The sequence below is a fragment of the Stagnihabitans sp. genome (assembly GCF_964946895.1).
This window is the reverse complement of record NZ_CBBQHX010000046.1, coordinates 16,541-29,311: the sequence shown is the minus strand read 5'-3', so window position 1 is coordinate 29,311 and position 12,771 is coordinate 16,541. Positions and strand designations below refer to the sequence as shown.

Annotated in this window: 9 protein-coding genes; 4 read left to right on the top strand and 5 right to left on the bottom strand. The window is 64.9% G+C overall.

The window, feature by feature from the left end:
* The 4 genes from gyrA to gluQRS form a co-directional block, all read left to right on the top strand.
* On the top strand, positions 1–2,637 hold a 2,637-nt coding region (gyrA, locus tag AC1Y2B_RS20490), incomplete at its 5' end, for a DNA gyrase subunit A (RefSeq protein WP_482254986.1).
* Positions 2,634–2,957, top strand: a complete 324-nt coding sequence (locus tag AC1Y2B_RS20485; RefSeq protein WP_482254985.1) for a hypothetical protein — start codon at positions 2,634–2,636, stop codon at positions 2,955–2,957. The genes gyrA and AC1Y2B_RS20485, both read left to right, overlap by 4 nt.
* Positions 2,958–3,138: 181 nt before the next feature.
* Positions 3,139–4,467 (top strand): methylenetetrahydrofolate--tRNA-(uracil(54)-C(5))-methyltransferase (FADH(2)-oxidizing) TrmFO, encoded by a 1,329-nt coding sequence (gene trmFO / locus AC1Y2B_RS20480; protein ID WP_482254984.1) that lies wholly within the window; start codon positions 3,139–3,141, stop codon positions 4,465–4,467.
* Positions 4,455–5,258, top strand: a complete 804-nt coding sequence (gene gluQRS / locus AC1Y2B_RS20475) for a tRNA glutamyl-Q(34) synthetase GluQRS (protein ID WP_482254983.1) — start codon at positions 4,455–4,457, stop codon at positions 5,256–5,258. The genes trmFO and gluQRS overlap by 13 nt, the downstream gene beginning before the upstream one ends.
* Positions 5,259–5,362: 104 nt before the next feature.
* Here gluQRS and der read toward each other — a convergent pair whose 3' ends face one another.
* The 5 genes from der to AC1Y2B_RS20450 form a co-directional block, all read right to left on the bottom strand.
* On the bottom strand, positions 5,363–6,832 hold the full coding sequence (gene der, locus AC1Y2B_RS20470) for a ribosome biogenesis GTPase Der (RefSeq protein ID WP_482254982.1): 1,470 nt from the start codon (positions 6,830–6,832) through the stop codon (positions 5,363–5,365).
* Positions 6,833–6,880: 48 nt separating this feature from the next.
* Positions 6,881–8,254, bottom strand: coding sequence for an outer membrane protein assembly factor BamB family protein (locus AC1Y2B_RS20465; RefSeq protein ID WP_482254981.1), 1,374 nt, complete (start codon positions 8,252–8,254; stop codon positions 6,881–6,883).
* A gap of 9 nt (positions 8,255–8,263) precedes the next feature.
* Complete coding sequence (locus AC1Y2B_RS20460; RefSeq protein WP_482254980.1) at positions 8,264–8,950, bottom strand: hypothetical protein; 687 nt, start codon at positions 8,948–8,950, stop codon at positions 8,264–8,266.
* Positions 8,951–9,035: 85 nt separating this feature from the next.
* Entirely contained in the window at positions 9,036–10,886 is a 1,851-nt protein-coding gene (locus tag AC1Y2B_RS20455) for an ABCB family ABC transporter ATP-binding protein/permease (RefSeq protein ID WP_482254979.1), read from the bottom strand.
* A 167-nt stretch (positions 10,887–11,053) separates the two neighbouring features.
* Positions 11,054–12,655 (bottom strand): LysM peptidoglycan-binding domain-containing protein, encoded by a 1,602-nt coding sequence (locus AC1Y2B_RS20450; RefSeq protein WP_482254978.1) that lies wholly within the window; start codon positions 12,653–12,655, stop codon positions 11,054–11,056.
* Between the last annotated feature and the right edge of the window lie 116 nt (positions 12,656–12,771).

Genomic DNA, 12,771 nt, shown 5'->3' with positions numbered 1-12,771 from the left:
GCCATGTCGGTCATCGTCAGCCGGGCGATCCCCGATCTGCGCGACGGCCTGAAACCGGTGCACCGCCGCATCCTGTTCGCGATGTCCGAGACCAACAACACCCACGACAAGCCCTACCGCAAATCGGCGCGTCCGGTGGGCGACACGATGGGGAAATACCACCCGCACGGCGACTCCGCGATCTATGACGCCCTGGTGCGGATGGCGCAGCCGTTTTCGATGAGCCTGAAGCTCTTGGACGGTCAAGGCAACTTCGGCTCGATGGACGGCGATAACGCCGCCGCCATGCGCTACACCGAAGTGCGGATGGACAAGCCTGCGTCCTTCCTTCTGGCCGATATCGACAAGGACACCGTTGATTTCCAGGACAATTACGACGGCAAGGACAAGGAACCCACCGTCCTTCCCGCCCGCTTCCCCAACATGCTGGTCAACGGGGCCGAGGGCATCGCGGTCGGCATGGCGACCCGGATTCCGCCGCACAACCTTGGCGAAGTCATCGACGGCACCCTTGCGCTGATCGAAGACCCCGACCTGTCGACCGAACGCCTGATGGAGATCATCCCGGCGCCCGACTTCCCCACCGGCGCCCTGATCCTCGGCCGCTCGGGCGCCCGCAAGGCTTACCTTGAAGGGCGCGGCAGCGTCATCATCCGCTCGAAAACCCATATCGAGGAAATCCGCAAGGACCGCTACGCCATCGTCATCGACGAGGTGCCCTATCAGGTCAACAAGGCCCGGATGATCGAGATCATCGCCGAAATGGTCCGCGACAAGAAGATCGAGGGCATCTCCAACGTCGCCGACGAATCCGACCGGATCGGCGTGCGCGTGGTGATCGAGTTGAAGCGCGATGCCACCCCCGACGTGGTGCTGAACCAACTGTTCCGCTTCACCCCCATGCAGACCTCTTTCGCCTGCAACATGCTGGCCCTGAACGGTGGCCGCCCGGAAACCCTGCGCCTGCGCGATTTCCTCAGCTATTTCATCACCTTCCGCGAGGAAGTTGTCGCCCGCCGCACCGCATTCGAACTGAAGAAAGCCCGCGAGCGCAGCCATATCCTCTGCGGTCTGGCCGTCGCCGTCTCCAACGTCGACGAAATCGTCCGCACCATCCGCGCCTCGGCAGACGCCTCGGAAGCCCGCGAACGCCTGATGACCCGCCGCTGGCCCGCCGCCGATATCGCCGCCTATATCCGGTTGATCGACGACCCCAGCCACACGATGAACGACGACGGCACCTATAACCTGTCCGAAGCCCAAGCCCGCGCCATCCTTGAACTGCGCCTGCAACGCCTGACCGCCCTGGGCGTCAAGGAAGTCACTGACGAACTGGAAGAGTTGGCCGCCAAGATCCAGGATTACCTTGAAATCCTGGGCTCCCGCGACCGCATCATGGGCATCATCTCTGACGAGTTGCGCGAAGTGAAAGCCCTCTTCGCCGTCCCCCGCCGCACGGAAATCGTCGACTGGTCCGGCGACATGGAAGACGAAGACCTGATCGAGCGCGAGGATATGGTCGTTACCATCACCTCCGGCGGCTACATCAAGCGCACCCCCCTGGCCGAATTCCGCCAGCAAAACCGCGGCGGCAAGGGCCTCGCGTCGATGCAGACGAAAGACGACGATGTGGTCACCACCCTCTTCGTCGCCAACACCCACACGCCGCTTCTGTTCTTCACGACCGACGGCATGGTCTACAAGCTGAAAACCTGGCGCCTGCCGCTGGCGGGCCGCACGGCCAAAGGCAAGGCCATGGTCAACATCCTGCCGATCGAAACCGGCGTTTCCATCGCCGCCCTGATGCCGGTCGATGTGCCGGAGCTTGAATGGGACAACCTGCAAATCATCTTCGCCACCTCGGACGGCGACGTGCGGCAGAACGACCTCAGCGATTTCACCAACGTCCAGCGCAACGGCAAGATCGCCATGAAGCTGCCCGAGGGTGTTACGCTGGTCAACGCCGCCATCTGCGATGATCAAGACGACGTCATGCTGGTCACCGCCTTGGGCCGCGCCATCCGCTTCTCCACCACCGACATCCGGGTCTTCAAATCCCGCGGCTCGACCGGCGTGCGTGGCATCCGCCTGGCGGAAGGTGACAAGGTCGTCTCTATGTCCGTCATCCGCCATTTCGAGGCTGACCCGGCAGAGCGTGACCTTTACCTCAAGCAACGCCGCCTGATTGCGGGCAGCACAGAAGAGGCCGAAGCCGAAGACGCCGAAGTTGAAGCGTCGGACGTCGAAGCCGAAGGCACCGAGTCCACCGCCGAAGTCACCCAACTCTCCCCCGAACGCTACGCCGAAATGTCGGCGGCCGAGGATCTGATCCTGACCATCACCACCTCCGGCACCGGTAAACTGTCCTCCAGCCACGACTACCCGGTGCGCGGACGGGGCGGCATGGGCGTCAAGGCGATGGATTCAGCGATGCGCGGCGGTACCCTGATCGCCTCGTTCAAGGTCGACCTCTCCGACCAGATCATGCTGGCCACCTCCACCGGCCAGTCGATCCGCGTCCCCGTCGACCAGATCAGCTTCCGCTCGCGCAGCGCCGGCGGCGTCAAGGTCCTCAACACCCGCGACTCAGAAGAAGTCGTCTCCGTCGCCCGCGTCCCCGAACAGGACGCGGAATGATCCCCACCCTCACAGCGCGGCTGGCCGAACTGGCCGCGCTGAACCAGACCGTGACCTACGGCAAACTCGCCCGCGACCTCGGTCTCACCGGCCCCGGCACCATCGCCCAGCTGACCACGGCGCTGGAAGCGCTGATGGAAGAAGACGCAAACCTCAACCACCCCTTCCGCGCGGCACTCCTCTCAGGCCGCCTCGCAAAAGACCTCCCCGCGCAAGGCTTCTTCGATAGGGCATCTGCGCTCAACCGCTACCACGGCGAAGATCCCGCCGAATACGTCGCCCAGGAACGCGCTGCCCTTCACGCTTTCATTGGTCCGTAAATATCCCACGGTGGGGTCCGGGGAGGTGTGAAATCTCCCCGGCTGCCAGCCCAGCAGACCACGGCCCGGAAGACCCGCGTAGAGACCAAAGGAAGACGCAAGGAAGACGCGAAAAAGACCGCCCCAAAGTCTTGCGGCAAGCCACCTTTCTTTCCCCGACAAAACCCCCTAAATCCCCCTCATGGAACCCTTACACATCATCGGCGGCGGCATGGCAGGCTCTGAAGCCGCATGGCAAGCCGCGTCCGCCGGCGTCCCCGTGGTCTTGCACGAGATGCGCCCCGCCAAAGGCACCTTCGCCCACCGAACCGGCGATTTCGCCGAGATGGTCTGCTCAAACTCCTTCCGCTCCGACGATTCCGAGCAGAACGCCGTGGGCCTGCTGCACTGGGAGATGCGCGCCGCAAAAGGCCTGATCCTCGAATCCGCCGAGGCTCACCGCCTTCCCGCCGGCGGCGCCCTCGCCGTCGACCGCGACCCCTTCGCCGCCTACGTCACCGCCAAGCTGAAATCCCACCCGCTGATTTCCGTGTCCTATGAAGAGGTTACCGAGCTTCCTTCACAGGGCCACTGGATTATCGCCACCGGCCCCCTGACCTCCACCGCGCTGGCCGAATCCATCCGCCGCGAAACCCACGCCGAGGCGCTCGCCTTCTTCGACGCCATCGCCCCCATCGTCTATGCCGACACCGTGGATATGTCCGTCGCCTGGATGCAGTCCCGCTACGACAAGGGCGAGACGCTGGAAGAGCAGACCGCCTACATGAACTGCCCGATGGACCGCGACCAGTACAACGCCTTCATCGACGCCCTGCTGGCGGCGGAAAAGACCGAGTTCCACGAGGGTGAAACCGCCGGCTATTTCGACGGATGCCTGCCGATCGAGGTCATGGCCGAACGTGGCCGCGAGACCCTCCGCTTCGGTCCGATGAAACCCGTGGGCCTCACCAATGCCAACAATCCCACTGTCAAACCCTATGCCGTCGTGCAACTGCGCCGCGACAACAAGCTTGGCACCCTCTACAACATCGTGGGCTTTCAAACCAAGATGAAGTACGGCGCGCAAACCACTGCCCTGAAAATGATTCCCGGCCTGCAAGATGCCAGCTTCGCACGTCTTGGCGGCATCCACCGCAACACCTTCATCAACTCGCCCACCCTGCTTGACGACCAGATGCGCCTGAAATCCCGCCCCAACATCCGCTTTGCTGGCCAGATCACCGGCGTCGAAGGCTATGTCGAAAGCGCCTCGATGGGCCTCGTCGCAGGCCGCATGGCCGCTGCCGAGATCAAGGGTGAACTCCTTCCGCCACCGCCGCCAGACACCGCGATGGGTGCGCTGATCACCCACATCACCGGCGGGGCGGAGGCCAAAACCTTCCAGCCGATGAACGTCAACTTCGGCCTCTTCCCGCCCATCGACGCCAAGGGTGGCCGCCGCGGCCGCAAGGATCGCTACAAGGCCTACACCGACCGCGCCAAAGAGTCCTTCACGGCATGGCTCGGGTAACCCGCTTCGCCCCCAGCCCCACCGGCCCCCTGCACCTCGGCCACGCCTACGCCGCCCTGATCGCTGCGCAGCGTGGCGACCGCTTTCTCATCCGCATCGAGGACATCGACCATACCCGATGCAAACCCGAATGGGAGGCCGCAATCTACGATGACCTGACGTGGCTTGGCCTCACCTGGGAAACCCCGGTGCTTAAACAATCCACCCGCCACCCCGCCTACGATGCCGCCCTGGCTCAGCTTTCCGCCCTTGGCCTCACATACCACTGCACCTGCACCCGCGCCGATATCAAGGCAGCCCTCAGCGCCCCGCAAGAGGGTACTGACGGCCCGATCTACCCCGGCACCTGCCGCGAGGCCGGCCATACCCATGGCGCCCTCCGCCTCAACATGGCCAAAGCCGCCAGACGCCTGCCCGACCTGCGCTTCACCGAAACCGGCATGCGCCCTGCGACTTACATCATCAACCCCGCGCAACTGATTGAAACGACGGGGGATATCATCCTCTCCCGCAAGGATGTCGGCGTGGCCTATCATCTGGCCGTGGTGGTCGATGATGCCCACCAAGCGATCACCGAGGTCACACGGGGCGAGGACCTTTTCGCGGCCACCCCGCTCCACATTGCCCTTCAGCGGCTCCTGAACCTGCCCACGCCGCAGTACCATCACCACCGGCTGATTCGTGACGACCACGGCAAGCGCCTCGCAAAACGCGACGACGCCCGCGCCTTGTCGAAATACCGCTCCGAGGGCCTTACCCCCGCCGATATCCGCGCGAAGATCGGGCTCTAAGCCCTTCTACCAATTGCTCCTTTGGAAATACTCCGCAGGGGGTCCGGGGGGCGGCGCAAGCCCCCCGGCCTTGGCGGCAGCAAGCCAAAGTTCTGACGCCTGCGTCAGAACTTCTTCGGCCCGTCCAGGTGCTTGCGCAGCCGGGAGGGCGTGTTGAACTTGGGGTTCTTGAAGGGGTTCTTGTCGCCTTGGCTCCGCAGCGTCAGGCGGATCGGCGTGCCGGGCATATCGAAATGCTCGCGCAACCCGTTCACCAGATAGCGCTTGTAGCTGTCCGGCATGTCCTCGGGGTGGGAGCACATCACGATGAAGTTCGGCGGACGGGCCTTCACTTGGGTCATGTAGCGCATGCGGATGCGCTTGCCGCCGGGCGCGGGTGGCGGGTGCGCCTCGGTCATCGCCCCCAGCCAGGTGTTCAGGCGGGCGGTGGTGACACGGCGGTTCCAGACGGCATGGGCCTTCAGAATCGCTTCGTGCAGGCGGTCCAGGCCGCGCCCGGTCTTGCCCGAGATCGTAACCAAGGGCGCGCCGCGCAGCTGCGGCAGCAGGCGTTCGAACATCTCTTTCAGCTCGGCCAGCTTTTCCTGCTTTTCGTCTTCCAGGTCCCATTTGTTGATGGCGACGACCACCGCGCGGCCCTCGGTCTCGGCAAAGTCGCAGATGCGCAGGTCTTGCGTTTCGAACGGAATTTCGACGTCCAGCAGCACGACCACCACTTCGGCAAACCGCACGGCACGCAGGCCATCTGCGACCGACAGCTTCTCCAGCTTCTCGACCACCTTGCCGCGCTTGCGCATGCCGGCGGTGTCGAAAATGCGCGTCGGCGTGCCACGCCACTCGGTCTTGACCGAGATGGCGTCGCGGGTGATGCCGGCCTCGGGGCCGGTCAGCAGACGATCATAACCGAGGATGGTGTTGATCAGCGTCGATTTTCCGGCATTTGGCCGGCCAATCACCGCCACTTGCAGCGGCTTGTCCGCCGAAGGGCGCCACGCTTCTTCATCCGGCTCCAGCTCGGCTTCTTCTTCGGAGATTTCGACATCCACCACCGGCGCATCGGCCTCGGCGCGGGCGGCGAAAAGTTCCTCGTAGGGCTTCAGCGCGTTGTACAGGTCGTCGATGCCCTCGCCATGTTCGGCGGACAGGCGGATCGGTTCGCCCAAGCCAAGGCTCCAGCCTTCCAGCGCGCCGGCGTCGCCAGCCTTGCCCTCGGCCTTGTTGACGCCGAGGATGACCTTGGCACCCTTTTTGCGCAGGATTTCCGCGAAGGTCTCGTCAGAAGGCGTCACACCCACCCGACCATCGATCAGGAAAAGGCTGACATCGGCCATATCCACGGCGCGCTCCGTCAGGCGGCGCATGCGGCCTTGCAGGCTGTCGTCGGTGATCTCTTCCAGACCGGCCGTGTCGATCACGGTGAAGCGCAGGTCGAACAGCTTGGCATCACCCTCACGCAGATCCCGCGTGACGCCGGGCTGGTCATCGACCAACGCCAGCTTGCGGCCCACGAGCCGGTTGAACAGGGTGGATTTGCCCACATTCGGGCGGCCCACGATGGCGAGGGTAAAGCTCATCTGGATTCCTTGAGCAGGTGCAAGAGGGTGCCTTACACCGGAACCCCGTCAGCGGAAAGCCAGAAGTTGACCCTTGTCGTTCACGACAAACAGCATGCCCTGCGCCAAGGCTGCCGGGGTGGCTGCACCGCCCGGAATCGCCGTCTGACCGGCCAAGGAGCCGTCTGTCGCATTGAAGGCGCGCAGATAGCCATCCGACGAGACGACGACCACATGGCCACCCGCCAACACCGGGCCGAAGTTTTCCGTGATCGGGCCCAGGTGCTTGGGTTTGACCTTCTTGAAATAGGGCAGATCGACGCCCCAGATGGTCTGGCCGTTGCTGGCGTTGAGCCGGACCAGCCGCCCCTCGTCATTGACCACGAAGACCGAGCCGCCTGCGACCAGGGGCGGGTTCAGGGCGCCCTCTTCGGCCGTCCAGATCCGTTCGCCCGTGGCCATGGAATAGGCCCCGGTGCGCCCGCCCTGGGTGCCGGCATAAAGGATGCCGCCCGACAGCACGGGGTCGCCTGTCACGTCGCCCTCATCCGCGTAGGCGCGGCCGAGGCGGGTGCCAGACACCGCCGCCGTCCATTGCTGCGTGCCCGTGGCTGCGTCCACCGCCATCAGGATGCCAGATGTGAAGGGAAACACCACCGTGCCGCCATCCACCGCGGGCGAGGCGCCGCCGTCGAAATGGAAAGCATCCTGCGCCGAGGCACCGGTGTCTTGCCACACGATCCGCCCCGTAGCGGAGTTCAGCGCCCAGGCGGAGCCGTCATCGCCCACCGCCAAGACCAGATTGCCCGACACTGCAGGCGCACCCGACGGGGTAGCGCCCAGCCGTTGCCGCCACAGGATCGACCCGTCAGCAGCGTTCAGCGCCACAACCTCGCCATAGCCGGTCGTGGCATAGACGCGCGCGCCATCGGCGGCCAGACCACCACCCGACACGCCCCCGCCGGCGTCGAAGGTGGCCGTGACATCGGTGTGCCATAGCTTGGCCCCGGCGATGGACACAGCATCGATGCCCGACAGGGCGTCCATGGTGAAGACCGCGCCCCCCGCCACGATGGGGGCGGCGCTGATGCGGTTCTTGTGCGAATTGCCCGCGCCGATTCTGACCGACCAGACCAGCTGCGGCGAGGCCTGCAGCGCGCCATGCGGGCCATCATGCCGCCCATTGCCGCCGCGCTGCGGCCAATCGGCGTTCGACACCATGCGGGGCAAGGATATGCTTGCCGATTGGTTGGCGGGCCGATCCGGCGGCGGCACCGGGGCCGGTTGGCCATCAACCGGGATCGAATCCTGCAAGGGGGCCCGCACCGGAAAGCGCACGCCCGGCAGGATCGCATCCTTGTTGCAAGAGGTCAGCGCCAGCACGGCGCCAAGCGCCAGAAGTGCCGCTTTGCCGCCCTGCCCGACCTTGACCTTGCCTTGCATGATCCTGCCTTACCCTGCTGATGGTGCTGCGGCGGCATTGGCCGCCGGTTTCGCTTCCGGAACCGTACCACCCAGCGAGGTGATCGCAAGGCTCAGCCTTTGCCGCATGCCGGCGGGGGCTTCCTGATCCTGCACAAGGGCGATCAGCGCCTTCAAGGCATCATCCTTCTTGCCCTCTTCGACCAGCAGATAGGCCAGTTGTTCTTCGGCCAACACGCGGAACGGGCGGCCTGCGACATCCAGCGCCTGAAGGGCGGTGCGACGGTCGGCAATCGGCTGATCGGTCCCGGCGATCACCACGCGCTTGAGCACGGCAAGGTCGCGGTAGATCTGCGGGATCTTGCCATCCGCCGCCAGGGCATCCAGCGCCGCCAAGGCGCCCGCCTTGTCGGTCAGCGGATTGGAGGCTTGCAACAGCGACAGCAGCGCCTTTTGGTCGCCATCGGCCGGCACGGCGGACAAAGCCTTTACCCGCTCAGCCGGGTCGGTCTTTTCCAGGGCCGCCATCACGCCATCGCCAAAGGCCTGCGCCCGCGCATTGGCCTGCGCCTTTTGCCATTCGTTCCAGCCTGCGCCGCCGACGATCACGACCACCAGAAGAACACCGATCCAGCCATATTTGCGGAACGCGGCGAAAAGCCTGTCGCGCCGAACGGCATCGGTGACTTCATCGACGAAACTGTCTGGCGTGCTCATGGGGCCTCCTGCTTTGCCCCCGTCTTACCGGGTTAGGCGGCGGTTGCAAAGCCCCGCCGCCGAACCCAAGGGGGAAAGTCCGAGCCTATTCCGCCGCTTCGGCCTGACCCTCGGCCTCTTCGGCCGACTGGCGTTCCCACATGGCGGCATAGCGCCCACCGTTGGACAGCAGCTGGTCATGGGTGCCTTGTTCGACGACTTCACCCTGTTCCAGCACAAGGATCACGTCGCTGTCGGCAATCGTCGACAGACGGTGCGCGATGGTGATGACCGACCGGCCCTGCCCCATCAGGTGCAGGCTGTCCTGAATGTCGCGCTCAGTCTGGGTGTCCAGCGCCGAGGTCGCCTCGTCCAGGATCAGGATCGGCGGGTTCTTCAGCAGGGTGCGGGCGATGCCGACGCGCTGCTTTTCACCGCCCGACAGTTTCAGGCCACGTTCGCCCACTTTGGCGTTGTAGCCATCGGGCAAGGACAGGATGAAGTCATGGATCTTGGCCGCCTTGGCCGCCGCCTCCACCGCTTCACGCGGGGCGTCGGGGTTGCCGTAGGCGATGTTGTAATAGACCGTGTCGTTGAACAGAACCGTGTCCTGCGGCACCACACCGATCGACTGGTGCAGGCTGGTCTGCGTGACCCCGCGGATGTCTTGCCCGTCGATCTTGATGGCACCGCCGGTGATGTCATAGAAGCGGAACAGCAGCCGCCCGATGGTTGACTTGCCCGAGCCCGAGGGCCCGACAAGGGCAATCTTCTGCCCCGGCCCCACGCGCAAAGACACCCCCTTCAGGATCGGACGGTTGGCGTCATAGTTGAAGAAGACGTTGTCGAACACCACCTCGCCCTGCGGCACCTGCAGGTCGGGGGCGCCCGGTGCATCGACCACTTCGGCGGGTTGTGACAAGAGGCCGAACATCTCGCCCATGTCCACCAAAGCCTGACGGATTTCGCGGTAGACGGTGCCAAGGAAGCCCAATGGCAGGGTGATCTGCATCATGTAGGCGTTGACCATGACGAAATCGCCGACGGTGAAGCGGCCTTGCTGCACGCCCACGGCCGACATGACCATGACAGCGATGAGGCCGACGGTGATGATGACATTCTGCCCGATGTTCAGCACCGACAGCGACTGCCCGGTCTTGACGGCAAAACCCTCATAGGCCTGCATGGCGCGGTCATAGCGTGCGGCTTCGCGGGCTTCGGCGTTGAAATACTTGACGGTTTCGTAGTTCAAAAGGCTGTCGATCGCCTTCTGGTTGGCATCGGTGTCCTGATCGTTCATCGCCCGACGGATCTGCACGCGCCATTCGGTGACCTTGAACGTATAGGTCACATAGACCGCGATCGTCACCAGAACGACCACCATGTAAATCCAGCCGAAGTAGATCGCGAAGATCACCGAGACCATGGCCAGTTCCAGGATCAGCGGGATGATCGAGAACAGCATGAATCGCAGCAGGAAGTCGACGCCCTTGACCCCGCGCTCGATCACGCGGCTCAGGCCGCCGGTCTTGCGGGTGATGTGATAGCGCAAGGACAGGCGGTGGATATGGGTGAACGTCTCGAAGGCCAGCTTGCGCAGGGCGCGCTGGCCGACGCGGACAAAGACCCAGTCGCGCATCTCGCCAAAGAACACGGTGCCCATGCGGGCAAGGCCATAGGCCACGGTCATGCCGACCGCGCCAAGGATCAGGGCCTGACCCGCATCGGTGCCCGCGTGGTTGGACAGTGCGTCCACCGCCTTCTTGTACAGGTAGGGCGTCCCGACCGAGACGATCTTGGACAACAACAACAGCAAAAGCGCCGCCACGACGCGCTGCTTGACCCAAAGCTCGCCCTTTGGCCACAGATAGGGGGCCACGCGTTTCATGGTCTGCCAGCCGGTGGCCGGTGTCTTGGCCGTATCGGCAGAAGTGGCGGAGTTGGTCAGGCGGCGCATGCAAATATCCCTCGGCCCCAAAAGGTGGGGCGTCCACCGGGGCAAGGCAGACTTGGGGGAGGATGGCCGCGATGTAAAGAGCCTGCGCAAGGGAATCCCCATGCCGAAAAGCCGGACATGGGGAATTCTGATGCTGAAGGCCGGGCGTCAGGCGGGTGCGGCGGGTCTTAGTTCTGCGGAACGGTAAAGATCTGGCCCGGATAGATCAGATCGGGATTTTTGATCTTGTCCTTGTTGGCGTTGTAAACCTGCACATAAAGCACGCCCTTGCCGAGATGGCTTTTGGCGATGAACCACAGCGTAAAGCCGGGCTGCACGGTCACCGTCACAGGCGCAGGCGGCGCAGCGGGCGCCGTCGAATCAGCGGCGGTTGTCGCAGGTTTGGCAGCATCGCTGCTGCTTGGGGCGGCTGTGCTGGCCGGGGCCGTTGACGCGGAGGCCGTGCTGGTCGCATCCGCGGCGGTGGTGCTGGCCGCTGCCGTGGTGGCATCGGCCGTGGTTGCCGCCGGTGTGGTGCTGGCGGTGGCTGCGGCCAAGGCCTCGGGCGTTTCGCGCTTGAACGGGGTCTCGTAGCGCGAGGTCACTTTGCCGGTGGCGTCCAGTTCATCGACACGCAGGGTGTAGATCTTGGGCGCAACCCCGGTCTGCGTCTCGGTCCAGCTGCCATCGGCGGCAACCATCACCGCATCGCCCAATGGGGCATTGTCGAGATAAAGCCGGACGAAAGCCCCGGCCTTGCCCTTGCCGCCGAACTGCACGGTGTCAGGGGTCGGGTACGAGATCACATCCAGCGTCACATTCGCCGCAAGGTCAGCGGGCTGGTCGGTGCCGGTCTGCAGAACCTTGGCGCCTTGATCGGTGACGGCCACGGCGGTGGTCCCGGTTTGCGCGGCGGCGGCGGTCGGGGCCGTCGCGCTGGCGTCGGATGTGGTTGCGGCGGGTGTGTCGGTCTTGGCGGTGGCATCGGCGGTGCCAGTCTGTGCCGTCACCACAGGTGCCGCCGTCGCCGCGACCGCGATCGAGGTGCCCGCATCGACCTTGGTGCCGTCCGACATCGTGGCCACCATGGTCAACAGACGCCCAGCCCCGGCAGGCGGCAGGTCAAACAGCGCCGCGAAGTCGCCGGTCTCCCCTGCGGTGGCCGTGGCAATCTCGGCCCCGTCCAGTTGGATCGAGATTTTGGCCCCCGGCGCCGCATGGCCGTCGACAACCGCCGAACCATCGGTCTGTATCCGCACGCCAAAGCTGGGCACATCCGGGGTTGCCGCAGGGGCTGTGGGTGTTGCTGCGCTGGCATCTGCCGCCGGCGCGGTTGCCGCAGGGGTCGTTGTCGCGGTGGCGTCCGCCGCCGGAGCCGTGGTTGCCGGTGCGGTTGTCGCGGTGGCATCTGCCGCTGGCGTGGTTGCAGCAGGGGGGGGTGTCGCAGTGGCGTCCGCCGCCGGAACGGTGGCGGACGGGGCGGTTGTTGCGCTGGCAGCCGCTGCAGGGGCCGTGGTCGTGGTGGCCTGCGCTGCCGGAGCGGTCGTTGCGGTGGCCGTGGCATCGGCCGCTGGCGCCGCGGTGGCAGGTGTGGCCGTGGTCGCCGGTGCATCGGCGGTTGTGGTCGTGGCAGTCGTGGCCGGGGCCGTGGTCGCGGCGCCAGTGGTGGTGCCGTCCCCCTTGGGTCCCTTGCCCTTCACAGCCTCGTATCCGCCCAAGCCCAGCACAATCACGACAACCGCAATCACACCCGCTTTCGAGCCCGAGCTCATGTCTTTCCAAGCCGCCATTCCGTCCCCCGCAATCACTGTCTTGAAGAGTGGAGACTGTTGCCGCCCCCTGCTTTCCTTTCGCCACAATCCCCGTTATCTCTCGCAACGCAACCCGTTTTCAGAGATTTTTCCCA